This window comes from Actinacidiphila oryziradicis (assembly GCF_005047355.1).
Taxonomy (GTDB): domain Bacteria; phylum Actinomycetota; class Actinomycetes; order Streptomycetales; family Streptomycetaceae; genus Actinacidiphila; species Actinacidiphila oryziradicis.
Map to the genome: position 1 here is coordinate 35,330 of NZ_SUMC01000021.1, position 21,850 is coordinate 57,179.

At 68.1% G+C, this 21,850-nt stretch carries 22 protein-coding genes and 4 pseudogenes; 14 read left to right on the forward strand and 12 right to left on the reverse strand.

From position 1 onward, the window contains the following. Positions 1 to 787 precede the first annotated feature (787 nt). Both FCI23_RS21835 and FCI23_RS21840 read right to left on the reverse strand, forming a co-directional pair. Positions 788 to 1,006 (reverse strand): hypothetical protein, encoded by a 219-nt coding sequence (locus tag FCI23_RS21835; RefSeq protein ID WP_136725626.1) that lies wholly within the window; start codon positions 1,004 to 1,006, stop codon positions 788 to 790. Positions 1,007 to 1,104: 98 nt separating this feature from the next. Continuing rightward, positions 1,105 to 1,677, reverse strand: a complete 573-nt coding sequence (locus tag FCI23_RS21840) for a TetR/AcrR family transcriptional regulator (RefSeq protein WP_136725627.1) — start codon at positions 1,675 to 1,677, stop codon at positions 1,105 to 1,107. Between the two features lie 113 nt (positions 1,678 to 1,790). Here FCI23_RS21840 and FCI23_RS21845 point away from each other — a divergent pair, with 113 nt between their 5' ends. Beyond that, complete coding sequence (locus tag FCI23_RS21845; RefSeq protein WP_136725628.1) at positions 1,791 to 2,672, forward strand: SDR family oxidoreductase; 882 nt, start codon at positions 1,791 to 1,793, stop codon at positions 2,670 to 2,672. A 105-nt stretch (positions 2,673 to 2,777) separates the two neighbouring features. Here the strand turns inward: FCI23_RS21845 and FCI23_RS21850 are convergent, their stop codons facing one another. Next, a complete protein-coding gene (locus FCI23_RS21850) occupies positions 2,778 to 3,056 on the reverse strand; it encodes a hypothetical protein (protein ID WP_136725629.1) in 279 nt (92 codons plus the stop codon). A gap of 313 nt (positions 3,057 to 3,369) precedes the next feature. Between FCI23_RS21850 and FCI23_RS21855 the strand changes: the two are divergent. Continuing rightward, a pseudogene (locus tag FCI23_RS21855) lies at positions 3,370 to 3,631 on the forward strand (VOC family protein); the annotation flags it as partial. On the opposite strand, the gene FCI23_RS21860 reads toward FCI23_RS21855, so the two are convergent. Beyond that, complete coding sequence (locus FCI23_RS21860; protein WP_108149534.1) at positions 3,583 to 4,530, reverse strand: SDR family NAD(P)-dependent oxidoreductase; 948 nt, start codon at positions 4,528 to 4,530, stop codon at positions 3,583 to 3,585. The pseudogene FCI23_RS21855 and the gene FCI23_RS21860 overlap by 49 nt on opposite strands. A 109-nt stretch (positions 4,531 to 4,639) precedes the next feature. On the opposite strand from FCI23_RS21860, the gene FCI23_RS21865 reads away from it, so the two are divergent. Further along, positions 4,640 to 5,305, forward strand: a complete 666-nt coding sequence (locus FCI23_RS21865) for a TetR/AcrR family transcriptional regulator (protein WP_136725630.1) — start codon at positions 4,640 to 4,642, stop codon at positions 5,303 to 5,305. A 120-nt stretch (positions 5,306 to 5,425) separates the two neighbouring features. Next, positions 5,426 to 5,578, forward strand: a pseudogene (locus FCI23_RS21870) (site-specific integrase); the annotation flags it as partial. Positions 5,579 to 5,597: 19 nt separating this feature from the next. Here the strand turns inward: FCI23_RS21870 and FCI23_RS21875 are convergent. Beyond that, positions 5,598 to 6,476 carry an NmrA family NAD(P)-binding protein gene (locus FCI23_RS21875; protein WP_136725631.1) on the reverse strand — a complete coding sequence of 293 codons (879 nt, stop codon included), beginning with the start codon at positions 6,474 to 6,476 and terminating at the stop codon, positions 5,598 to 5,600. A 142-nt stretch (positions 6,477 to 6,618) separates the two neighbouring features. On the opposite strand from FCI23_RS21875, the gene FCI23_RS21880 reads away from it, so the two are divergent. From FCI23_RS21880 to FCI23_RS59910, 5 genes and pseudogenes are all read left to right on the forward strand, one after another. Continuing rightward, entirely contained in the window at positions 6,619 to 7,323 is a 705-nt protein-coding gene (locus tag FCI23_RS21880) for a TetR/AcrR family transcriptional regulator (RefSeq protein ID WP_136725632.1), read from the forward strand. Between the two features lie 796 nt (positions 7,324 to 8,119). Continuing rightward, positions 8,120 to 8,362 (forward strand): annotated as a pseudogene (locus FCI23_RS62415) (site-specific integrase); the annotation flags it as partial. A 95-nt stretch (positions 8,363 to 8,457) separates the two neighbouring features. Beyond that, the gene (locus FCI23_RS62420; protein WP_265737761.1) at positions 8,458 to 8,685 is read left to right on the forward strand and encodes a tyrosine-type recombinase/integrase; all 228 of its coding nucleotides are present in this window, start codon (positions 8,458 to 8,460) and stop codon (positions 8,683 to 8,685) included. Next, positions 8,682 to 9,005 (forward strand): helix-turn-helix domain-containing protein, encoded by a 324-nt coding sequence (locus FCI23_RS21890; protein WP_136725633.1) that lies wholly within the window; start codon positions 8,682 to 8,684, stop codon positions 9,003 to 9,005. The genes FCI23_RS62420 and FCI23_RS21890 overlap by 4 nt, the downstream gene beginning before the upstream one ends. A 30-nt stretch (positions 9,006 to 9,035) precedes the next feature. Then, positions 9,036 to 10,394, forward strand: coding sequence for a phosphotransferase (locus FCI23_RS59910; protein ID WP_246143895.1), 1,359 nt, complete (start codon positions 9,036 to 9,038; stop codon positions 10,392 to 10,394). Between the two features lie 95 nt (positions 10,395 to 10,489). Here the strand turns inward: FCI23_RS59910 and FCI23_RS21900 are convergent, their stop codons facing one another. Then, positions 10,490 to 10,699, reverse strand: a complete 210-nt coding sequence (locus tag FCI23_RS21900; RefSeq protein WP_136725634.1) for a hypothetical protein — start codon at positions 10,697 to 10,699, stop codon at positions 10,490 to 10,492. 370 nt (positions 10,700 to 11,069) lie between these two features. Continuing rightward, complete coding sequence (locus FCI23_RS21905) at positions 11,070 to 11,648, reverse strand: helix-turn-helix domain-containing protein (RefSeq protein ID WP_136725635.1); 579 nt, start codon at positions 11,646 to 11,648, stop codon at positions 11,070 to 11,072. 47 nt (positions 11,649 to 11,695) lie between these two features. On the opposite strand from FCI23_RS21905, the gene FCI23_RS21910 reads away from it, so the two are divergent. Further along, complete coding sequence (locus FCI23_RS21910; RefSeq protein WP_246143896.1) at positions 11,696 to 12,007, forward strand: class I SAM-dependent methyltransferase; 312 nt, start codon at positions 11,696 to 11,698, stop codon at positions 12,005 to 12,007. 17 nt (positions 12,008 to 12,024) lie between these two features. Here FCI23_RS21910 and FCI23_RS21915 read toward each other — a convergent pair whose 3' ends face one another. Together FCI23_RS21915 and FCI23_RS21920 are read right to left on the reverse strand one after the other, a co-directional pair. Then, positions 12,025 to 12,915 (reverse strand): recombinase family protein, encoded by an 891-nt coding sequence (locus FCI23_RS21915; protein ID WP_136725636.1) that lies wholly within the window; start codon positions 12,913 to 12,915, stop codon positions 12,025 to 12,027. 402 nt (positions 12,916 to 13,317) lie between these two features. Beyond that, complete coding sequence (locus FCI23_RS21920; protein ID WP_127354816.1) at positions 13,318 to 15,255, reverse strand: AfsR/SARP family transcriptional regulator; 1,938 nt, start codon at positions 15,253 to 15,255, stop codon at positions 13,318 to 13,320. 110 nt (positions 15,256 to 15,365) lie between these two features. Here FCI23_RS21920 and FCI23_RS21925 point away from each other — a divergent pair, with 110 nt between their 5' ends. Beyond that, positions 15,366 to 16,244 carry an alpha/beta fold hydrolase gene (locus tag FCI23_RS21925; protein WP_127354817.1) on the forward strand — a complete coding sequence of 293 codons (879 nt, stop codon included), beginning with the start codon at positions 15,366 to 15,368 and terminating at the stop codon, positions 16,242 to 16,244. A gap of 397 nt (positions 16,245 to 16,641) precedes the next feature. On the opposite strand, the gene FCI23_RS21930 is transcribed toward FCI23_RS21925, so the two are convergent. Then, complete coding sequence (locus FCI23_RS21930; RefSeq protein WP_136725637.1) at positions 16,642 to 17,814, reverse strand: Tn3 family transposase; 1,173 nt, start codon at positions 17,812 to 17,814, stop codon at positions 16,642 to 16,644. On the opposite strand from FCI23_RS21930, the pseudogene FCI23_RS21935 reads away from it, so the two are divergent. Beyond that, positions 17,780 to 17,986: pseudogene (locus tag FCI23_RS21935) on the forward strand (MFS transporter); the annotation flags it as partial. The gene FCI23_RS21930 and the pseudogene FCI23_RS21935 sit on opposite strands and share 35 nt — an antisense overlap. Positions 17,987 to 18,158: 172 nt before the next feature. On the opposite strand, the gene FCI23_RS21940 reads toward FCI23_RS21935, so the two are convergent. After that, positions 18,159 to 18,362, reverse strand: a complete 204-nt coding sequence (locus tag FCI23_RS21940) for a hypothetical protein (RefSeq protein ID WP_211265430.1) — start codon at positions 18,360 to 18,362, stop codon at positions 18,159 to 18,161. Positions 18,363 to 19,579: 1,217 nt separating this feature from the next. On the opposite strand from FCI23_RS21940, the gene FCI23_RS21945 reads away from it, so the two are divergent. Together FCI23_RS21945 and FCI23_RS21950 are read left to right on the forward strand one after the other, a co-directional pair. Further along, positions 19,580 to 19,972 (forward strand): DUF7718 family protein, encoded by a 393-nt coding sequence (locus FCI23_RS21945; protein WP_136725638.1) that lies wholly within the window; start codon positions 19,580 to 19,582, stop codon positions 19,970 to 19,972. After that, positions 19,962 to 20,372 carry a hypothetical protein gene (locus tag FCI23_RS21950; RefSeq protein WP_136725639.1) on the forward strand — a complete coding sequence of 137 codons (411 nt, stop codon included), beginning with the start codon at positions 19,962 to 19,964 and terminating at the stop codon, positions 20,370 to 20,372. The genes FCI23_RS21945 and FCI23_RS21950 overlap by 11 nt, the downstream gene beginning before the upstream one ends. A 356-nt stretch (positions 20,373 to 20,728) precedes the next feature. Here the strand turns inward: FCI23_RS21950 and FCI23_RS21955 are convergent, their stop codons facing one another. Continuing rightward, positions 20,729 to 21,739: an HNH endonuclease gene (locus FCI23_RS21955; protein WP_136725640.1), complete on the reverse strand. Its 1,011-nt coding sequence runs from the start codon at positions 21,737 to 21,739 to the stop codon at positions 20,729 to 20,731. Between the last annotated feature and the right edge of the window lie 111 nt (positions 21,740 to 21,850).

The window sequence follows — 21,850 nt, forward strand, 5'->3', positions numbered from 1 at the left end:
CAACCGGCGGCGCAACGCTGCCGGACGGAGGGACGCGCAGGCCCGGAGGCACCTTCCCCGAAGACCGCACCGCCGCCGCGCTCTGTCCAGCCACGATCCGTATCTTCGCACGTCGACCTCACCGATAACACGCAGACGACGTAAGCCGTAGTGCGGGCGCATAAAGCACCCGCGCGGCCAGAGTCGACCGCGCCGATCGCTTCCAGGAGCGCGAGGCGACTCGCTCTCGCCCCCGTCTCCGCACCACGGAGGGGCGCGCAGCGCTGCAAATACGCGCCTTGTGGGAACTCGACAACTCTCAACCCAGCGCGGCCTGAGTCCTGACAGCACCGCTGCACGCTTCCTGCACGCATGGCCACCGGATGGCCACCGGGGCTAGCCTTCGGAGCGAAGGCTAGAAGGCGGATAGAGATAAATCCGCAGCTCAGAGCACTGCGCCGAGAAATGACCACTGACGGCCAACCGGAGACCTACGCATTGCGATGCGTAGAGTGCACGTGCCCGATTTACCCGAATTCCAAGGTCGACGAAAACAAGAAACCCCAGGTCAGAGGCATGACCCGGGGTTCACCATGGAGCCGCCTTCGGGATTCGAACCCGAGACCTACGCATTACGAGACCGTGAGGGATCATGTTGCGTGGTGCCGCGCCGTGCTGCCGAATGACGTCCTGCCTGATCAGAGCACGTTCGGCTCGTTGGTCTGTGCTGCCTCGTAATACGTCGTCCAAAGGCGTCCGGCCACCGGCTGGCCACCGGAGGCAGCTAAGGGTCGGCTCAGGAGTGTTGTCAGCATCCCACAGAGGCGCTGCGGGTGCCGATGATTGCGGAGCTGTCCTGCTCACCGCCGTCCCACTCGGGGAAGTAGAACCCGGGGTCGTAGGTGCGCAGCAGCACCCGCTGTTTGCCTGGTTCCCACGCCAGGGTGAACACGTCGTCGCCGCAGCGCACCGGGCAGCGTTCGGCCTGCCAGCTCCAGGCATCGATAACCAGCGTGTGCAGACTCACAGCCCCTCCAGGCAGTCGGCCCCACGCCGCCACCAGGGTTGCGGCCAGGAATGCAGCTTTCGCTGCGGCGACGCCGCACGTGATTGCCCGGACAAGTCCTAGTCGAGCGCAGCTGTCGCGGCTCGCAGTTCGTCGAGTGCGTGGCGTGTGAGTTCGGTGAACGTCTGCTGGTTGGTCAGATCGGCCCACTGGTCGAAGGCGCGGTCGAAGGCGCGGATGCCGAGTTCGGCGGCGAGGCTCGCGGTCGGTTCCCGTACGCCGCGCTTGTGGAGTGCGTCTGCCATGGCTCCGGCAAGTCCGGCACGCTTAAAGGCGGCGCGCTCCTGCAGTTCGCCGCTGCCGGCGATGACCGGACGGAGCTTGGCGCTGAACTCACGGCGGTCGTCGGTAAAGGTAGCCGTGATCGCGTCGAGGGCCGCGCCGACCGCTTCGAGTGGCGTGGCCGGGCTGGGCGCCTCGGTGATCGCGTCGGCGAGGAGCCGAGCGTGCATGTCCTGGCCGGCGAAGAGCACTTCCCGCTTGTCGGGGAAGTGCCGGAAGAAGGTGGTCTTGGTCAGACCGGCCCGATCGGCGATCTCGTTGACGGTGGTGGCGTCGTAGCCCTGTTCGGTGAACAGGTCGAGTGCGGCGCGCACCAGCCGTTCCCGCGCGTTCGGTTCCCATCGAGCCATGGGGACAGCATAAGTGATGTGACTTGGTACCGTCACGTCGACTATGGTGACGGCACCAAGTCACATCACTTCGCTCCGCGCGGGCGGGGCGCCCCATCCCAGGAGAGCTACTCATGCGTGTATTCGTCACCGGCGCCAGCGGCCACATCGGATCGGCCGTGGTGCCCGAACTGATCCACGGACACAAGGTCGTCGGCCTGGCCCGATCCGACGCCTCGGCCGCCGCCGTCAAAGCCTTGGGCGCCGAGGTGCGCCGCGGCGACATCGACGACCTGGACGGTCTGCGCGAGGCCGCGGCCGACGCGGACGCGGTCATCCACCTCGCGTTCAACCACGACGCCATATCCGCCGGGAACTTCGCCGGTGCGGTGGCCGCCGACTTGGCTGTGGTGCAGACACTCGGCGACGCGCTGGCCGGCACGGGCAAGGCCCTCATCGGCATCGGCTTGACGCACACCGGCGACGCGAAGCGCGACGCGGTGATCGACGCCAACCCCCGCTCCGCCGTCGCGCGCGCGATCGCCGGGTTCACCGAACGCGGCGTGCGGACCGTGCTCGTCGCGATCCCGCCGGTCACGCACAGCACGCGGGACAAGATCGGCTTCATCCCCACGCTGATCAAGACCGCCCGCGACACGGGCGTGTCCGGCTACGTCGGCGACGGCACCAACCGGTGGCCCGCCGGTCACGTCCTGGACATCGGCCACCTCTACCGGCTGGCGCTGGAGAAGGCCCCGGCCAGCTCGCAGCTGTACGCCGCGACCGAAGAGGGCATCACGGTACGCGAGATCGCCGAGACCATCGGCCGCCACCTGAACGTCCCGGCCGTGAGCATCCCGGCCGAGCAGGCCGCGGACCACTTCAAGGCCTTCCCGTTCATGACGCTCGACATCACGATGTCCAACGCGGACACCAAGCAGTTGCTGGACTGGGAGCCGGTCCACCCCGGCCTGATCGCCGACCTCGAAGACGGCCACTACTTCACCACCGACTGACGCCGACCCACCCCACCAGCCCAGCCGGCGGTTAGTCCGCCGGCAGGGCTGGTGGGGGCTCCGCGCCCCCGCCACATAATCGCCCGGACAGGCTCCAGTCGTACTTCACCCTTCCGTGGGGCGGGCGGTGTTGAGTCGGCTGATGGCCTGGCGGTTGGCCGCCCGCGCGGCCTGCAGTTCCTCGTCACGTTCCTCAAGCTGGCCGGTCAGGTCGATCACCTGTGGTTCCAGCGTGGTGATCCGGCTCTTGAGCTGCTCAACGTCATCGGGATCCCCGAGCCCGGACTCCCGCCACGCCTGCTCGCCAAGGAGTTCGGAGAGCTTGGTCTCCAGGTGCCTGACGCGGGCAGCGCGACGGGTGCCGCAGTCCAGTGCATTCGCCAAGTCTGCCTGGAGCGACGCCCGGCTGACGACGGGGCCAGCGTCGTCGCCGGGCGGTTCGGCACCAGCGGCGTGGACCTGGACGAGCAGGTCCCACCCACGAGGGATGACGCGGGTCGTCGATCACCGCGAAATGATCGACCAGATCCACGACCGTCGTGTCCAGGGCCAGGTCATCGCCCTGACCACCGTCAGAACCGTCATCGCCGGCCGACAACGATGACACCAACACCGACCAGACATCCGCCTCGTCGGACGACAAGGTGGCAGAATGCACGGACAACGGAACTCCGGTGATGAGAGGTCTTGGCGGACGTCTCTGGAGGACCCCGAGGGCGTACGTCCTCGGATCTTCTTTCAGCAGGTCCCCGAGGGCCGCCAAGAACCGCCTGCACCTGGACGTACGCGCCGCACCCGGCCTGCACGGCGACGAGCGGATGGCCGCCCTCGAAGCGGAGTGCGAGCGCCTCGTCGGTCTCGGCGCCACCCGCTTGCGCCGCGACGAGCCGGCGCCTCCTACCAGCGCGGGCTACATCGTGATGGCCGATCCGGAGGGAAACGAGTTCTGCTTGGACTGAACGACGGGGAACTTCACCCCGGTGAGGTCTTCGGAGACGGCCCACAGCCGCTGCTGGACGGCTACCTCGTACGACTCCGGGCTGGAGGTGACCAGCCGGGGGTGGCCCATGACCTCGTTGCGTCCGCCGGGACCGTAGTACTGGCCGCCGAGCGCGGCGGGGTCGGTGGCGGCGCGCAGGGTCGGCAGCGCGCCCATCGCCGGCGTCTGGGTGATCAGCGGCGCGAGCCAGGTGAGCGGAAGCCGGAGGGCCGCGGGGGTGTTGCGGGCGAGCTCGGTGCTGGACATGCCGGGGTGCGCGGCCACCGCGACGGTGGTGCCGTGCGTGGCGAGCCGGCGCTGCAGCTCGTACGTGAACATCAGGTTGGCCAGCTTGGACTGACCATAGGCGGCGGCCCGGCTGTACGACCGCTCCCACTGCAGGTCGTCGAAGTGGATCGCGGCCCGGATGCGGTGGCCGGTGCTGCTGACCGTCACCACGCGCGAGCCGGGCACCGGCAGCATCAGGTCCAGCAGCAGCCCGGTGAGCGCGAAGTGGCCGAGGTGGTTGGTGCCGAACTGCATCTCGAAGCCGTCCCGGGTGGTCTGCTTCGGGGTGTACATCACGCCGGCGTTGTTGATCAGCAGGTCGATCCGGTCGAGCCGGGACCGCAGCGCCGCCGCCGCGGTCCGGACGGAGTCGAGCGAGGTCAGGTCCAGCGCCTGCACGGTCACGTCGCCGGTCATGCGGGCCGCGGCCTGCTCGCCCTTCTCGACGTTGCGCACGGCGAGCACCACGGACGCCCCGCGCTCGGCGAGCGCCTTGGCGGTCTCGTACCCCAGTCCGGTGTTGGCCCCGGTCACCACGGCCACCCGCCCGCGCTGGTCCGGAATGTTCGCCGTCGTCCACTTCTCGCTCATGTCAGGCTCCCAACTAACTAACGTACCGAAGGTATCTTGTGTCGACGACGTTAAAGTACTTGCGGTACGTTGTCAACGTACCGCAGGTACCTAAGTTAGGCTGGCGATCGTGACTTTCCAGCGGGCGCGAACCGAAGAGCAGCGGGAGATCCGCCGACGGGCGATCCTCGACATGGCGTCGGCGATGCTCGACGAGATGCCTGTGGCCGCGGTCACCCTAAACGAGCTCAGCCGCCGGGTAGGCCTGGCGAAGCCGAACGTGCTGCGCTACTTCGAGTCTCGCGAGGCGGTGCTGCTAGAACTGCTGGACCACTTCCTGCAGGAGTGGCTGACGGAACTGGCAGGCGAGTTGGCCGCCGGCATCGACGAAAATCTACCCATGGCCGAGCGAGCGGCAGCGGTGGCCGAGATCCTCAGCCGCTCACTCTCCGGCCGAGTGGTGCTGTGCGACCTCTTCGGCGCACAGGGCAGCGTCCTGGAACACAACGTCTCCGTCGAGGTCGTAGCACGCTACAAGCGCGCCTCCCTGGACCGCCTGACAACCATGACCGCCCTTATCCAGAAGTACCTGCCGGAGCTGGGCGAGAACGCAACACTGTTCAGCCTGCAAACCATGGTCATGGCCGGCGCGCTGTCGGCGTACAGCACACCCCCACCCAGCCTGCAGGCGGCCTACCAGGCCGAGCCCGACCTGGCCCGCTTCCACTTGGAGCTGAAGGACTACTTGAAGCTGGCCCTGACCGCAACCCTCCTGGGCGTGCTACCCCGCCGCTGACCTGCGTTGCACTGGACAGGCCAAAACCCCTGTATTTCTCGCGCTCGGACGGTGGAGGGGCCGGGGTGCCCAAGCTCGGGCTGCTGGCCCTGACCACTTCGGACTCCGCGTCAACGCTCTTCCTCCCTCGGCGAGCAGGGCGCGTCGCTGCTGATGCTGATGGCGAAGTCCCGGCACAAGAAACCGGAGAACGTCCGCCGTTACTTCAAGCCCTCCCCGGAGGCCATCGCGGAGCTCACCGGCCTGCTTGCGCCGGGTGACAGCAGGCGCTGAGTCACCCGGCAGCCGGAAGTCAGGCCGTCAGGGCCGGCTTGAGTACGTCCTGGCACCACTGGCGGAAGCTGGTCGGGCCGGCGGTCTGCAGGGTGCGCTGCTCGGCGTCGTAGATGCCGTCGTTCTGGGCTGTGGCCATGTCGACCAGTCCCTGTGTGAATCCGTCGGTCATCCCGTACTGCAGCATCGTCGTCTTGTATGCCTCGTTGCTGATCTGCTGGAAGCGGACCGGTCGTTCCAGGACCTCGGAGAGGACCTTGGCCATGTCGTTGGGGGACAGCGCGTTGGGGCTGATCACCGGGACGCTGCCCTGTCCGCTCCAGGAGTCGTCGAGCAGCAGGTCGGCAGCCGCCGCGGCGATGTCGCGGGTGGCGACGGTCGCGAGCGGGCGGTCTGTGGAGTTCGCCAGGAAAAATATCCCCTGACTCTTGATCGCCTCGACCTGGCTGAGCAGGTTCTCCATGAAGAACGGCATGGCCAGCGACCGGTAGTTCACGCCGGTGCTCTCGATCAGCTCGTCCATCGCGAACGCGGGCGACAGAAGCCCGGCGGGCTTGCCGTACGCACGGCCCAAGCTGGAGACGCCGATCACACGCTTGACTCCTTGGCTATTGATCGCGTCGCATGCCGGCCGGGTGAAGTCCAGGTAGTAGTCCTCGATGTCGTCGGCGCGGGGGTTCGGGGGCACCAGCCACAGCACGCTGTCAGCGCCCGCGAACGCCTCGGTGACAACGTCGCTGTCGCTGTGCGACCCCTGGACGATCTCGACGCGCTCGCGGACCTGCGGGGAGAGGCGGGCGGGGTCGCGGGCGATCACGCGGATCGGCTGACCGCTGTCGAGGAGCTTGGCAAGGGTCTGGTGGCCGATCTGGCCGGTGGGGGCGGTGATGACGATCACGGAAACCTCCGGGAGGGATTGCTTCGAGGATGTGACGGTGTGCCTTCGGATCGCTGCCCATCGACACCGTTTCCGTCGATAACGAAAACACGTTATCAATGAGTTCGCAAATCGCTAACGAGCTTCCGTTAACATTGGAAACATGGAGACCGATCGCTCTGCCTCTGCGGACAGCCACCGTGCCCGAATCATCACCGCCGCAGCCCGGCTCCTCGCCGAAAGCGGCCGCGAGGCGGTGTCGACCCGGGCAGTGAGCGCTGCGGCCGGCGTCCAGGCCCCGACCATCTACCGGCTCTTCGGCGACAAGCAGGGCCTGCTCGACGCGGTGGCTGCCCACGGGTTCGCCGCGTACCTGAACGAAAAGACCGACCTCACGCCCAGCGGCGACCCGGTCGAGGATCTGCGCACCGGATGGGATCTGAACATCGGCTTCGGCCTCGCCAACCCAGCCCTGTACGCCCTCATGTACGGCGAGCCCCGCCCCGACGCGACTCCGCCGGCAGCGCTCGCCGCAGCCGAAGTCCTCGCCGCCCACATCCACCGGATCGCCGAGGCGGGCAGGCTTCGGGTCGATGAGGAACGCGCCGCGCAACTCGTCCACGCCGTCGGCGGCGGCACGGCCCTCGCGCTGATCGCCACTCCTGAAGACCGACGAGACCTCACCGTGTCCGACCTGGCACGGGAAGCGGTCATCGCCGCGATCATCACAGACGCCCCCGCCCTGGCCGTGCCCGGGCCGGCCGGCGCCGCGGTCACCCTCCGTGCAGTCCTCCCGCAGACTTCCGCACTGAGTGCCAACGAGCGCAGCCTGCTTAAGGAATGGCTCGACCGCATCGCCAGATGCTGATGCCCCTCCTCACTCGTCGTCGGTAGCGTCCGGATCGCACAGCGGCCGCAGACCGCCAGGCAGTTCGGGAAGCTGGAAGGAGTACCGGCCGAGCATGTTGTGTGCGACATCCGTGGGTTCCCCTGAGCCCCGCTGAGTCCCTGACCCCGTGGCCAGGGGGTTCTTCCTCCTTCGGGTGCTCTGTGGCCTTGTGACGTAACTTCGGGATTCTTGAAGCGTTCTCACCTCGTCCGACCGATCCACAGTCGGGCCGAAGGCGAGGAGGCTCGGGTTGGCAGCACTGGCAGTCGTACGGGACCTGTGTGAACACTGGGCGCCCGCGTCGGCGGAAGAGCTGGAGCAGTTCGAGACCGACGTGCTGTCCGGGTTCGTCCTGGCGCAGGCCTCGGCGGGCCTGGCGGACGGCACCATCCGCGGCGACGTGGGGCACCTGGAGCAGATCAGGACCTGGTTCGGCCGACCACTGTGGGCCATGGAGCCCGCCGACGCCGACGCGTACTTCGGGAAGGTGCTGCGGAACTCGCCGAGCGGCACCCGGCTGGCCCGGTCGCAGGCGCTGACCACGTACTTCATGTTCCTGGAGCTTCGGCACAAGGTCGAAATCCACCGGATGACTGGCCGGGTCGTCGAGTGCCCGATCGACGAGATGAACCGACCGCGCGGGGCCAAGGACGCCCAGTTGCGGATCCCGCCGAGCGAGCCGGAGGTCGGAACCCTGTTCACCGGCTGGGGGGGTGAGCTTGCCACCTGCCGCAAGTTCGCCCCTACCGCCAGGAACTACACCGCCTCGAAGCTGATGTCCCAGGTCGGCCTGCGGGTGAGCGAGGCATGCAAGCTCGACCTCGCCGACATCAAGTGGGACCTGGGCCGCTTCGGCAAACTCCACGTCCGCCACGGCAAGGGCGCCCGCGGATCGGGTCCGCGTGAGCGGATGGTGCCGCTGATCAACGGCGCTGACCGCACGCTGCGTTGCTTCATCGAAGATGTGTGGGGCCAGTTCGACGACGACCACACCCGCCCCGGCGCCCCTTTGTTCCCCTCCGAACGCAAGAACACTGACGGCACTTCGCGCCGGGTGGGCGACGACGCCCTGCGCAACGGTCTCAGGGGCGCGGCCACAGCGCATCTGCCGAGGTGGGGAGAGAAGCTGACGCCGCATGTTCTGCGGCATTTCTGCGGCATTTCTGCGCGTCCCAACTCTATGGAAACGGCCTGGACTTGCTGGCAATTCAGGAGGTTTTGGGGCATTCCTGGATCGCCACGACGATGCGATACGTACATGTCCAGCAGACCCGGGTCGAGGACGCCTGGACCGCCGGGACCGAGCGGGCCGCGAAGCGGCTGGAAGGGCTGATCCGATGAGGTGGAACCTGCGGCTGACCGCCGCGAACAAGGGTATCTGGAAGGCATCCGAGCTCCAGCGAAGCCTGGCTGAGCACGGGCTGGTGATCTCGGCGGGGAAGATGTCCGGGCTGTGGTCCGGCCAGCCGGTGTCCCTCAAGCTGGAGGACCTGGACGTCATCTGCGTCGTCCTGGGCTGCGAGATCGGCGACCTGTTGGTCCCCGAACCGGACAAGGTCCGCCGCCCCGGCGAGGAGAGCGGACAGCAGGCCGCCGTCGGCGCCCCCGTACCGGTGGTGGTGCCCCGCCGGCGGGACGGCCGTTCCCTGCCTCCGCGGTGACGGGCCGGTTGGCACGAGGGTGGTAACTCCATGCTGGAGCCGAAGAGTTGCCCGCACTGCCTGGGCTGGGGACTGCTGTTCATGCGGTGCTGCGGAGGATGCTCCTCCTTCGCCCGCCCCGGTTCGGACGGCCGGTGCACCGGCTGCACTGGATACGGCCCGCTACGGAAGGGGTGCTGCCGGCTGTGCTGGTGCCAGGCGCGTACGGATGCTGCGGCCGCCGGTGCCAGGGCGGAGCCACCTCTGCCGACGCTGCGGCATCACCAGTTGTTCTTCGCGCACATGGCCCCGCTGTGGGAGCGGGTCCCGCGTCCACAGCAGCCGAAGCACGAGCGGCGGGGGCGCCCCCGCAAGCCCGACCCACCTCCTGCCTCACCGCCCGGCGGCTGGCTCCAGCCCCCTCTGTTCGCGGCCTGCCGCAACTTCACCCACATCGACCCCGACCAGCACACGGGCCCGGACAATCCGTGGCTCGCCTGGGCCCGACACACCGCCCACCGCCTGGGCGAGGCCCGCGGCTGGCCCCGCAAGGTCCGTTTCAGCGTCGACCGAGCTCTGATCATCCTGATGTCCCGGCACGTCGGCGGCGTTGTCGTGCGCTATTCGGAGCTCTATCCGGCCCTGCAGCCGCGTCGGCTGAACATGGAGCTGACCATCGAGGTCCTCGACCACATCGGCGCTTTCCTCGACGACCGGACGCCGTCCTTCGAAACGTGGCTAGAGTGGAAGCTCGACGGCATCACCCCCGGCATCCGCCGCAACGTCGAGCACTGGATCCGGCTCCTGCACGACGGCGGCCCCCGGTCGAAGCCCCGGGACGAGGCCACGGTCTGGAACTACCTCAACCGCATCCGGCCCGTGCTGATCGACTGGTCCAGCCGCTACGACCACCTGCGCGAGGTGACCCGCGACGACGTCCTCGCCCAACTCGACGCCCTGAACGGCAGCCAGCGTCAGCACACCCTCATCGTGCTGCGGTCCCTGTTCGGCCGGGCCAAGAAGAACGGCACCATCTTCAAGAACCCGACCGGCCGCATCCGCGTCGGCCAACGTGAGCACGGCATCATCCAGCCCCTGGAACCCGAGCACATCGACAACTCGGTCGCCGCGGTCGCCAAGCCGGCGGACCGCCTGGTCCTCGCTCTCGCCGCCGTGCACGCCGCACGGTCGGACGAGCAGGTCATCGCAGCCGGAAGCCTCCTGCGGGCCCTGCACGACGCCACGAGCGGCAGCGACCTCGTCGGCCGGTTCCCCGTGGTCTGCCACCACGATCCCGGCCCGAACAACACGATCTTCCGCAACGGGACGCCGGCCGCGTTCATCGACTTCGACACCGCGGCGCCCGGCTCCCCGTTGGAAGACCTCGCCTACATGGCGTGGATTCTCTGAACTGACTGGTGGGCGGATGGCTCGTTCGGGACCGTGCGCATCGCGACCCGTAACTCCTGTGCTGTACAACCCTCGAGACTCCTTGCCGAACGCGGTCAGGCGACGCCGATGTGCAGGACGTGGCCCCCGGCCGGTTCGTAGACGGGCCAGCCGGGATCGCCGGCCAGCTCGGTGAGCAGGCCTCGCAGCGGCAGCGGGACCAGCCCGCTGCTGTCCACTTCTTCGATCGCGGGCTCCACGTCCGCGTCGGTGAGTGAGGGCTTTGCGCTGGACACGCATGGCTGCCAGTCGCTCGTGGCGGTCATTGGCTGCTGCGCATCCGCCGGTCACTGCTCGCGCCGAGGCTGAGCATCGCGAGGGCGATGAGGGACCTGGGGTCCTTGAAGCCGAAGGCGATGCGGGCACGTCTGTTTGTAAGCACCTCAGTTGGCCCCGGTGTACGGACTTGTTTTGGCTCCACTCGCACGTTCGACGGCGGGTGCCCACCACCCCCTGTAGCTGCGTCTTTTCGCTCGAACGGGACCGAACGAGTGGGGCCACTTCTGATCCGTGCGGTGGGGCCAAAACAAGTGCTTACAGACAGGCACGTCGATCGTCGGGTCGAGTTCCTTGAGTAGGTCCAGCGAAGCCCAGTGCGTTGTTGCGCGAGGACGTCCTCGCGGGAGTCGGCCGGGTTCACGCCGGGGGGTGGAGGTGGGTGCGCTGTCCGTCGTGGTCGAGGATGACGAGAATCTCTGTCGGACCGCCGTGTGCCTTGATGGCGTGGGGGATCATGGTGGAGAACTCGGCGGCCTGGCCGGTCTCGACTCGTATGGCGCGCTCGCCGAGGATCAGCGCGACGGTTCCCGACAGGACGGTGAACCATTCCTTGCCGGGGTGCACTCCGAGCTGATCGGCCCCCGGTCCGTGCGCCTCGTCGGTGATGCGCATCTTGGCGACGGTGACACCGGCGGGCGCGGATCCGCGGCTCAGCAGCCAGGTGGTCAGTCCACGCTGATCGTCGCGCTCGGGCCTGATCACGACGTCGTCGTCATTGACGGTTTCCACCAGCTGGTCGATCGAGGTTCCCAGGGCGCGTGCCAGTGAGGTCAGCTGGTCGAGGCTGATGCGCTGGCGGCCGGTCTCGATGCGGCTCAGGCCGGAGGGGCTCATCAGGGCGCGCTCGGCGAGGTTGTCCAGAGACCAGCCGCGTGCCTGCCGCAGACTCCGGATGCGCATGCGGACCGTGCTGTCCAGATCGCCTTCTTGCGTCATATGCAAGAGTGTATGTGATCCATGCAAGGCCGCATTACGGTCGAAGTATGAACAGCACCGAAACCAGTCCGTTTCACCCGCACCAGAACCACACCGGAGCCGACGCCGACGCCGTCGCGATGGCCGAGCTCCTGGAACTAGATGCCGAGGTCCTGCGGGCCTACCTGTCGGAGCTGACCGACTGGCTGGGCGAACTGTCCGACCGGGAACCGGGCCGCATCGTCGACCTGGGCAGCGGGACCGGGACCGGCACCCTCGCCCTCGCGCAGCACTTCACGCAGGCCGGCATCACGGCTTTGGATCTTTCCCCCCAGATGCTCCACCGGCTCTCGAAGAAGGCATCGGGGTCCCGCCGGTAATGCTGCTGAATTGAACGCTAAGCCGCAGTGTCCGTCTCCTCGGCTTCGGCGAAGGCTCGGTAGGGGGAGGCGACCGAGGGGGACTTGCCCGCGTTCTTGCCGGTCTTGATGGTGAGCTTCTTCGCGATGTCTGGGACGGGGGTGCCCTTGTCCTTGAGGGCGCGGGCGAACAGCAGCATGTCGTCGTCGATGACCTTCGGGCGTCCGCCGTGGTTGCCCTTGCCCGCGGCGGCGACCTGGCCCTCCAAGGTCTTTTCGCGGATGTAGTTGCGGTCGAGCTGGGCGGCGACGGCCAGGACGGCGAAGAGCATGGAGCCCATGCCGTTGGGGTCGTAGACGCCGGTGAGCGGTCCGGTGAGGAGTTCGAGCTGGATGTCGCCGGCCTGGAGCGCGGCGGACAGCGTCATCAGCTCCGCCGCGTTGCGGGCGAGTCGCTTGAGCTCGTGGACGGTGAGGATCACCGTCTGGTCGGGCGCCGCCTCCTTGAAGTCGTGCGCCAGTTTGAGCGCCTCCTCCAATTCGGGCCGGACCTTGACGCGGGTGCTGATCTTCTCCGAGAAAACGCGCTTGCAGTCGGCCCGCTCCAGGGCTTGGAGCTGGCTCGCCAGTTCTTGCGTGGCAACTGAGCACCGTGCGTACCCGATCCGGATCGGCTTGGCCACGCTCGCGGCGGCGGGCACCTCCGGGGCGGGCGGGCCCTGCTTCCACGGCCGGCCCGGCTGCCGGTCGGCCGGAACAGGGATCTCCAGTTCCTCGCGGAGCGCTGGGACGAGGATGAAGCGCGCCGTGTGGTACTTCACCGCGGTCTTGCTGGCCCGGGTGCGGCACGGACTCCCGGCGGGGACTTCGCACTTGGGGCAGTTGTGGCGCTCTACCGCATGTGCCGCTTGATCGGGCGTCAGCTCCATGCGGGAAGTCTCTCAGAAGTGCTTCTCAGAACGCCGGAGTTTTGAGAGGTTTTCTGCGAGCGATTCCCGGGGCAAACCGGGCACGATTCGGGGGTCTCTCAGAACTGTCTCAACTGTTCATTTATGAGAGTCGCCGAGCGTCACACCTGTTGCGAAGAGTTGCGGACGGACCGCTCGGCGGCCCCACGATGCGGTCGCCAGCAGGGACCACCAGGGCTGTCGCCCAGATCGCCACGACGGCCTTCGCGAACGCTTACGGGCAGTGACACCACGTGCGACGCCGAGACCGTCACCGACCGCCTGGCGGCGGCAATGGACGCCCTCTGAACGCCCTGGCGACCTGATCACGCGGGGGCCGTGGGGCGGGCGCACACTGGCTCGGGGCTCGCGTATTGCGGTCGCTTACCCCGCTCCGGCGCATGCCTCCGCCTCAGCCAGGTAGCGCGCCACCGGGCCCAGGGTCAGCATTCCGCTGGCGGCGCCGGCGTGTTCGGCACGGGCATTGCGCAGGGCAGCCTCGGCGCGTGCGGCGATTCCGCGCTCGCCGAGGCGTACGGCGGCGCGGGCGGTCAGGCACCACAGCGCTTCCTGCATGTGGTCACGCGGTGGTTCGGGCACCGCGGCGAGGGTGGCACGGGCCTCCTCGACTCGGTCCTGGGCGAGCAGCACGAGGGGTCGCGCCCAGGGTCGGTACGGGCCCCAGTCGAGGTGCGGGTCGGTGGGCGCGGGCCGGTCGTGCAGCAGGCGCAGCCCCAGTAGGGCGAGCGGGAACAGGCCCCGGTGCAGCCCCGGCATTCCGGCCGTCTGGAGGGCGTCCTCGGCAGCGCGGTAGTGCGCTGCGGCCGTGGCGGCGGTCGGTCCGCCGGATTCGGCGCTGCGGGCGGCCGTGGCCCGGGCCCTAAACCACCCGGTGAGGACGGAGACGAGGGGCGCTTCGGTGGTAGCGGCGAGCTGTTCGGCTGCCTTGGCGTGCGAGGTTGCGGCGTCGAGGTCGCCGAGGGCCGAGGCGGATTGCAGGCGGACGAGTCGGCCGAGTACGGCGAAGTTCGGCAGCTCGTGCCGGGTGGCCAGGTCGAGGATCTCGGCGCCGATCCGGTCCCGTACCGCCGCGAGCCCGGGGCGGGTGAAGGACTGCAGGAACACCCCGTTGAGGGCGAAGGCCAGCAGGGCGGGATCGGCCAGGTCCCGTGCCAGTGCCTCGGCCTGCAGTGCCGCCTGCTGCGCGCGCTGCAGCTCGGTCCTGGACAGATCGGCGCTGCGGCTCTCGACGGCGATCGTGGCCAGGAGGCGGGCGGGCAGGTCGGCGGGGCCGTCGGGACCGAGCGCGGTGAGCGTGCGCTCGGCAGCCGCGACGACGGCGCGGGACTGCTCGGGGTCGTCGGCCCGGCTCCAGATGGCGGGCACGTCGTAGGCGCCGATGATCCGGGCGGTCAGGGAGAGGTCTCCCGTGCTTTCCGCCGCCTGGACGGCGGCGAGGCGGTCGCGCCGCGAGTGGACGAGGGCGTCGCCGCCCGCCAGTGCGAGGGTGCGGGCCAGATCCACGGTGGTGCGCGGGCCGAGACGGACGCCATGGCCGGTCCACGCGGTACGTGCGCCTTCGGGGGGCACGGACCCGTTGAGGATGTCCGTCTCCAGGCGTTGGAGGTCGGCACCAGGGTCGAGCCCGAGTTGATCAACGAGCATCTTGCGGGCGCGGCGGAGGGTGGCCAGCGCGTCGGCCTGGCGGCCCGCGCGGTGGAGCGCGCGGGCAAGGAGCCCCCAGGCCGGCTCGCGCCACGGATGTTCGGCGACGTGGGCACCCAGTTCGGCGACGAGGTCGGCCCCTTCCCCGGAGTCGAGGAGGATGCGGGCGCGCAGTTCCGCCCCCTCCAACCTCAGCTCCTCCAGTCGGGTCCGCTCGCGCTGTGCCCATGGGGAGCCGGTCACATCGGCGTAGGCGGGTCCACGCCAGTCCGCGAGTACCGTGCCGAGGTCGGTCACCGCGTCGGGGTTGCGGCGGGCGCGGGCCAGGGTGTCCTGGAACCGATGGACGTCCACGTCCTCGCGCGGCAGGCGCAGGGCGTAGCCGGGACCTTCGGTGACGAGTACGCGCGGCGGATCGCGGGGCGGCCGGTCGGGTTCGAGGGCGCGGCGCAGCGCGGCGACGAACGTACGCAAGGCGCCCACGGCGCGGGCCGGCGGATCGGTCCACAGGTCGTCGACAAGGCCGTCGGTGGTGACCATCCGTCCCTCGGCGGCGACGAGCCGGGCGAGTACCTCGCGATGGCGGGGTCCGCCCAGGTCAACCGGACTGCCGTCGTCGCGGAAGGCCCGCACGGCACCGAGCACGTCGATTCGCATGACCCCATCCTCTGCGCCTGGGGTCGGCTGCGCCCAACCGTACTGATCGGCTGCTGATCGCCGTCGCCCAGGCTGATCCGGTCAGTCCCCCACCCGAAAAGATGGCCTTCATGACGCTCACCCTTCCCGGCTTCGATCACATCCGCCTGCCCGGTGCGGACGGTGTGGAGCTGGCTGCCGCTGTCGGCGGCAGCGGCAGTCCGGTCGTGCTGTTGCACGGTTTCCCCCAGACCCACCTGATGTGGCGACACGTCGCCGAGCGGCTCGCCGACAAGCACACGGTGATCTGTCCTGACCTGCGGGGCTACGGCGCCAGCGACAAGCCGACGGTCACCGACCCCGATGTGTACGCCAAGCGCACCATGGCCGCCGACGTCGTGACCCTGGCGGCGGCCCTCGGCCACGAGCGCTTCGCCCTCGTCGGCCACGACCGGGGCGCCCTGGTCGCCTTCCGGGCGGGGCTGGACCACCCCGAGACCATCACGCACCTGGGCATCCTCGACATCGTGCCGACGCTCGACATGTGGAACGTCCTGCGCGGTGCCTCGGCGGCGGTCGGCTACCACCTCTTCCTCATGGCGCAGCCGCCAGGCCTGCCGGAGGCGATGATCGCCAACAGCGCGGACGCGTTCTTCGGCTCGTTCCTCGACGCCTGGGCCAACGACCCAACCGCCATGCCGGAGGATGTGCGTGCCGAGTACCTGCGGGCGAGCGCCGCGGCGGTGACATCGATCGTCGCGGACTACCGGGCCTCGGCGGGCATCGACGTCACGCACGACCAAGCGGACCTGGACGCCGGGTCGCAGCTGGCCATGCCCGTGACGGTCGTCCAGCAGGACTGGGGCGCGCAGCTGGGCTATGACGCTGCCGCGGTATGGAAGGCGTGGGCGCCGGACCTGGACCACCGGCTGACCCGAGCGGGGCACTTCATGGCCGAGGAGGCACCCGACGAGATCGCCGAGGCGATCCAGGACCTGCTGGCCCGCTGAGCCTCCTGTTCCCGATTCGCCGGCTGGGCCACGGTCGGTCGGCGAGCCCTAGGTTTTCGGCAATGGACCGGTCCCGGGCGCTGCGAGAGGCCAGGAACAGCTCCAGTCCCGGGTGTGGACGCACCCCCTGGCCATGCCCCACATGTCCGTTGCCGCGGTGGCCAGCACGCCGGACAAGGTGAGAGGGAGAGAAGGCGAAGGCCGCAGCGGCGATCGCGACGGTACTCACGATGTCGACAGCGTTCGGCGCGGGGCCGTCTCCCCCCAGTAGGAAGCGGGGGGAGACGGCCCTTCGTTGTACAGACGTACCCACAGGCCGCCGCCCGATATTCCCGATCCCGGCCCCGGACTCCGCCCCTCCCTCCGTGGGGCGCCGCCGGGCCGACTGCCGCCGGGGCTATTCGTCGGTCGCGGCCGGGTCGCGCAGCGGGCGCAGCGAGCCGTCGCCGTGGGAGCGGACGATCGGGTACCGGCCATGGAAATTGATGTGTTCATGGACCAGTGGAGAGAGCCGGGAGCGGATCTCGGATGAGATGGTCAGCCCGCCGGCCTCCAGCTCCTTGACGGCGGCGTCCATGTAGAGGGTGTTCCACCAGACCACTGCGTTCAGGGCCATGCCCAGTGCCCCCAACTGATCCTCCATCCCCTCCCGATAGGCGTGCCTGAGTTCACCGAGCCGTCCGAAGAAGATGTTCCGGGCCAGCGCGTGGCGGCCCTCGCCGATGTTCAGCTGGACACCGATCATGCGCCGGTAGGCTTCGGAGTCGATGAACTGGAGCAGGTGGAGGGTCTTGAAGATCCGGCCGTAGTGCGCGAACGCGTCGCCCAGGCCCGTCATGCGGTCGCCGCTGGTCATCATCCGCAGCAGGTCGTACGCCCGCACCTTGCCGGTCGTGAGCGACCCGGCGACGCGGAGCATGTCCTCCCAGTTCTGCCGGATCCGCTCGACCTGCACACGCTGGCGGGAGACTGGCTGGAGCGGCCCGTAGTCCCTGGCCATGTCCAGGCGCCACAGCCGGGCGTCGGAGATGTCGGCGATCCTGGGGGAGAACTGGTAGCCACAGATCGCGAAGAGCCCGAAGACCAGGTCGCTGTACGAACCGGTATCGGTGATCACGATCTCCGGGCGGACCGGGCCGTCGAGGTTGAACATCGCGTCCAGGATGCCGAGCGAATCCCGCAGCGTGCCGGGCATCACGATGCCGCCCAGGCCCATCACCCGGTCCGAGACGACGTTGAGCCAGGTCGCCCCGCGACCTGTCGAAAAATACTTCCGATTCGGACGGGTATATATAGATCTGAGCGGGACAGTGAAGCGCATCCCGTCGGCAGAGGCAACGTGCCCGCCACCCCAGTCAGAGGCGAGGTCGATGTCGCCCTGCCGGGCGACCAGCAGCCCGGAGGCTGCACTCATCCCGGGCAGGTTCCAGTAACCCCACTCCGCAGCGGCCAGCCGCGAGCGGGTCAGCGCCTTCTCGCCGGGCTTGATGACCGGCTCGAACCCGATGTTCGTGGACTTGCTGACCAGGAGCGCGGTGAGCTTCTCCGACGGCGACCGGCAGTGGATCATCACCGCCTACGCACTGGCCTTCGCCTCACTGCTGCTGCTCGGCGGCCGCCTCGCCGACCTCTTCGGCCGCAAACCCGCCTTCCTCATCGGCGCGGCCGGCTTCATCGGCGCGGCCGGCTTCGCCGCCGCCTCCGCCGTCGGCGGCATGTCGACCAGCTTCGGCATGCTGGTCAGGAGAATGTAGGCGCGACGGTGGCTGTCGGTGCTGTTCCCACGGGAGTAGTAGAAGGTGGCGCCGCCATAGGCTGCGGCTTCGCCGGGGTTGAGGGGGACGGGGGTGGTGAAGTTCCCCCCAGATCGCCGCCCGTGCCGATCACCCGCCCGACGGACCACGCAACGGAACCTCACTCTTCGGCGATCCATTGGGCGAGGGAGATCAGGGTGGCTTCGACGCTGTTCGTCATGTAGTCGCGGAGTGCGTCGAGGTCGCCGCGGGTGGTGCCCAGCACCGGGTCGAGGCGGAGGAGTTGCCAGGACTGCTCGACGACGGTTCCGCGTCCCTGGGGGTGGAAGGCTTGCGTGATCCAACTCGTAGGCGACAACGGCATGGACCACGGCCTCACCACCAACGAACGCACGGCCCGCAACGCCGACGCGACTTCGCCGTTCGGTCCGCATCCACTCGATGCGAAGCACACGGAGAGTCAGTGCAACCGCAGTACGCCGGGCTTGTCTGCCGGGTGTGTGCGCGCCGCGATGGTGGCCGTGCGGCGGTCGTTGGCACAGCGGTGCCAACGGTAGCTGGCTGAGCTCACGGGATTGTTGGGTTGCCACAATCCCGGCCCCCATCACACCGCTCAACCCGCAAGGCTCACGAGAGCCATTTGCACGCTCGCTGCACGCTCGGCCACCGGACGGCCACCGCCCCACGCCGACTAGACCCGAGCGGACCTGCTCTTGGGAACAAAAGGCCAGCTCAGGGGCGTGGGACGGCGAGATCAGCCACTCAGCGTCGACCTCGGACCTACGCATTACGATGCGGAGATCGCCAGTGCCCGATTCGCGCAGATTCCAAGGTCACCCGAAATAAGAAACCCCAGGTCAGAGGCCTGACCAGGGGTCCACCATGGAGCCGCCTTCGGGATTCGAACCCGAGACCTACGCATTACGAGTTGTCTGATCTTGTTCCGGGGACGTCCGACACGGTCCGCCCGCCGCTCAGCTCCGCAGGTCACCGGCCACGACGCACGTCTGTGGACGACTACGGACTGCGCCAGAACCCGAGGCATTCGAGACCAAAACTGAGACCGCCTTCTCGGCCCTGGGCAGCGGAGCTTCCCGCGAGTGAACGACGGTCGTTGGAGGTGCTCATTGGTCGTTGTCGGCCGCCTCCGCACGGCCCACTGGCGGCCCCGCTCAGGGCTCTGAAGGGCAAGGCGCCGATAATTCATTCACGAGGGTTCAGCCCTCGCATCGTGGCGCCACCGCAGCGGAGATACACGTACGGCCCGGACCCCGCGCGGGTCCGGGCCGTACTCAGGTCATCAGCGGAAGAGGTGGACCGGCACGGAGAACTGGTCCTTCATGTCCTTCCACAGGGCGTCGCCGCTGACGGCGGGCAGGCCCAGGTGCTCGGCGAGGGCGACGCACAGGGCAAACACGTTTTCGCAGGTCGGCCCAGAGGCGCAGAGATAGGCCGAAAAGATCACATCCTGACGACCAGGGCATCGCCTTGCATGACATTGAAGCGCTAGTGTGGGGAGACCATCGGTCTGGGGGGGCAGTGGCCAATAACACCAATAAGCGTCGTACCAGGCTCGCGGACATGGGTGCCGAAACTGCCGTGAAGCAGTACAAGCCGCCATCGTGTCCACCTGCGGAAGAGCTGAACTTTAGGCTGGAGTTCACAGAGACGGACGAGTTTCGCGTCCGGCAGGTGCTGTATCGCGACTTCATTGTTGACTTCGCGATCATGCAAATGGTCAGGGAAGATGGTAGCTGGGTCCACGTGGCTCGTATCGACTGCTGCCACAGTACGATCCACCGCCACCAGTTCACCCATGCTGGTGACGACCTGTACGACCACCTTGAGATCACAGCCATACCCCCCGATGGTGGAGACAGGTGGAGCATCGTCCATGCTGGCTACTTCAGCGCTCTAGGGACGATGCAAGAAGAGTGGGCAGAGAACCTGCGGAGGTGGCGTGATGGCCGGTGAGCGCGAGCTGCGGCTTAAGGCAGGGTTCGCGCTGGCGCGCGCGCTCGGTGACAAGGCCACTCGGAAGGTCTTCGACGACAACGGCTACAAGTCTGAGCAGGTAGTCATCGCCTTGGAGTCGGACACGGTCGAGGAAGTCTTCCGCAGGATCGAGCGGTACGCGCCACCAGTGGTTGTCGCCATCTACTGGCCGGACGAAGACCGCTTCGGCTTCACGGCCCTGGCCCCCACAGAGCCCATCGCCAGCTATGTCCCTTCCCGCGATGACGTGGGCGGAGCCAGCACGATCGGGATGCTCTACACACACGTGGATCGCCAAACGAATGCCAACTTCAGGTTCCGTCTCACCTGGGGCCAGCCATCAATGAAGGTAGTAGCGAACTTTGCCGTTCCCGCCTAAGCCTCGTCTGCGTCTGCCGGCCATGAGATGGCCGGCAGACGCAGAAGCAGGCACACGGTCGGCTTGGGCACCACCCCCGACCTGACGCCCGCCAAGGGCGGGCATGAGGTCGCCTTGTCAGCATGTGCTCGCCTTCCCCCTCAGCCATCTGTCGCCGCGGCCGCGCGGCAGCCTCGCGCACATGATCCCTCGCAACGAGCAGACTCCAGACGAGGTGGCAGGGTCACAGCGAACGGCACCGCCGCTGTACTGCGTGAGGCCTGCCAGGCTGCACAGCTGGATCCGGCGGGCGCCAGGCAACCTGGCCCGAGGCCGCCATGGTCCTGCCGTCGTCTCTCACCCCGGGGCCGCGATGCCTACTGGCCGCCTTCGAAGCGTCGCCGCTCTTCTGCCTCCGCGGCAGTAATCACTGGGCGCAGCAGAAGCTGCGTAAAATCAGTGACCTTCAGATGGTGGGGGGTGTCGTCGCGAAGGAGGAGCGGCAGGGTAGGGGTGATCCCAGGGAGGAGTTGCGGAAGCCGGGCGTTGATTTTGATTCCGTACGGTGGCGTCACCTGCGACAGGTAGTGGGCGAACAGGACCGTCTGCGTCGGCAGGGGCACCAGAACCACGTCGTGAACGGTAGCCCCGGGTGGGGGCACCAAAGTGGGCAGGCGGCCTACAGCGGCTGCATTGAGGCCGAACTGCCCGGCCATCCCGGCAATGAATTGGTCGAGGGACTTGAGGTCGAACCGTCGATCCGGATCGGGCTCGCTCTTCTCAAGCGCGCGCAACGCCGCAGCAAACGGGCTGGTGGCGAAGCCAGGGCCGTAGGCGAGCGTGCAGGCGCCGAGAGCTGATTTGATCGCAACCCTCTCGGCAGCCTGATACGGGTACCTCAGGTTCATCGATAGATGGGTGTAAGAGACCCGGGCGACGGCCTCAGGCGGCAGGTTTTTGAACTCCGGGATCCGCTCGAAGTCGGGCTGACGGCTTCGCCACTTGTTGAATGCGGCCTCCGCCTCGGTCGGCGTGCCCTCAATGCGGATAGAGTTCGCAACGGACTTGTCCACCGTGGGATGGGCAAACACAGTTCCTTGCTGAGGATCGAACAGCGCCTTTCTCCCGGAGGAGAATGTCGCCGGGATCCTCTGGGCCTTGAGCCCGTGGTTTGCCTTGATCAGGTTGAATATGGTGTCCGGGCGCTGCAGGGCCCCTTCAGCGCCCGAGCCGCTCTGATTGTTGCACGACTTGTGCGCGGTGACGAGGGTGCGCCCGCCGAGGGCTTCGCCGAAGATGTGGTCCAGGCTCAGCTCTTCCCGCTCTGGGAACATCTCCAGACCGCAGAACGGACAACGTTCCCAAGCGGGTGCAGGCAAAGGGTCCATAGCTCAAGTATCAGACATCGTGGCGCAGTTCATGGTCCAGAAGCCGGATGCATCCTCCGCGCGCCGCGTGAACTCCCCTTTCTGCCCACGCTCCTAGCCGGGCCGCTGCTC

Excerpts from the sequence above, each read along its gene's own strand:
- FCI23_RS21840 (WP_136725627.1), bottom strand. The coding sequence starts at position 1,677 with ATGGCTCGATGGGAACCGAACGCGCGGGAACGGCTGGTGCGCGCCGCA.
- FCI23_RS21845 (WP_136725628.1), top strand. The coding sequence starts at position 1,791 with ATGCGTGTATTCGTCACCGGCGCCAGCGGCCACATCGGATCGGCCGTG.
- FCI23_RS21860 (WP_108149534.1), bottom strand. The coding sequence starts at position 4,530 with ATGAGCGAGAAGTGGACGACGGCGAACATTCCGGACCAGCGCGGGCGG.
- FCI23_RS21880 (WP_136725632.1), top strand. The coding sequence starts at position 6,619 with ATGGAGACCGATCGCTCTGCCTCTGCGGACAGCCACCGTGCCCGAATC.
- FCI23_RS21890 (WP_136725633.1), top strand. The coding sequence starts at position 8,682 with ATGAGGTGGAACCTGCGGCTGACCGCCGCGAACAAGGGTATCTGGAAG.
- FCI23_RS59910 (WP_246143895.1), top strand. The coding sequence starts at position 9,036 with ATGCTGGAGCCGAAGAGTTGCCCGCACTGCCTGGGCTGGGGACTGCTG.
- FCI23_RS21900 (WP_136725634.1), bottom strand. The coding sequence starts at position 10,699 with ATGACCGCCACGAGCGACTGGCAGCCATGCGTGTCCAGCGCAAAGCCC.
- FCI23_RS21905 (WP_136725635.1), bottom strand. The coding sequence starts at position 11,648 with ATGACGCAAGAAGGCGATCTGGACAGCACGGTCCGCATGCGCATCCGG.
- FCI23_RS21910 (WP_246143896.1), top strand. The coding sequence starts at position 11,696 with ATGAACAGCACCGAAACCAGTCCGTTTCACCCGCACCAGAACCACACC.
- FCI23_RS21915 (WP_136725636.1), bottom strand. The coding sequence starts at position 12,915 with ATGGAGCTGACGCCCGATCAAGCGGCACATGCGGTAGAGCGCCACAAC.
- FCI23_RS21920 (WP_127354816.1), bottom strand. The coding sequence starts at position 15,255 with ATGCGAATCGACGTGCTCGGTGCCGTGCGGGCCTTCCGCGACGACGGC.
- FCI23_RS21925 (WP_127354817.1), top strand. The coding sequence starts at position 15,366 with ATGACGCTCACCCTTCCCGGCTTCGATCACATCCGCCTGCCCGGTGCG.
- FCI23_RS21930 (WP_136725637.1), bottom strand. The coding sequence starts at position 17,814 with ATGATCCACTGCCGGTCGCCGTCGGAGAAGCTCACCGCGCTCCTGGTC.
- FCI23_RS21940 (WP_211265430.1), bottom strand. The coding sequence starts at position 18,362 with ATGCCGTTGTCGCCTACGAGTTGGATCACGCAAGCCTTCCACCCCCAG.
- FCI23_RS21945 (WP_136725638.1), top strand. The coding sequence starts at position 19,580 with ATGGGTGCCGAAACTGCCGTGAAGCAGTACAAGCCGCCATCGTGTCCA.
- FCI23_RS21950 (WP_136725639.1), top strand. The coding sequence starts at position 19,962 with ATGGCCGGTGAGCGCGAGCTGCGGCTTAAGGCAGGGTTCGCGCTGGCG.
- FCI23_RS21955 (WP_136725640.1), bottom strand. The coding sequence starts at position 21,739 with ATGGACCCTTTGCCTGCACCCGCTTGGGAACGTTGTCCGTTCTGCGGT.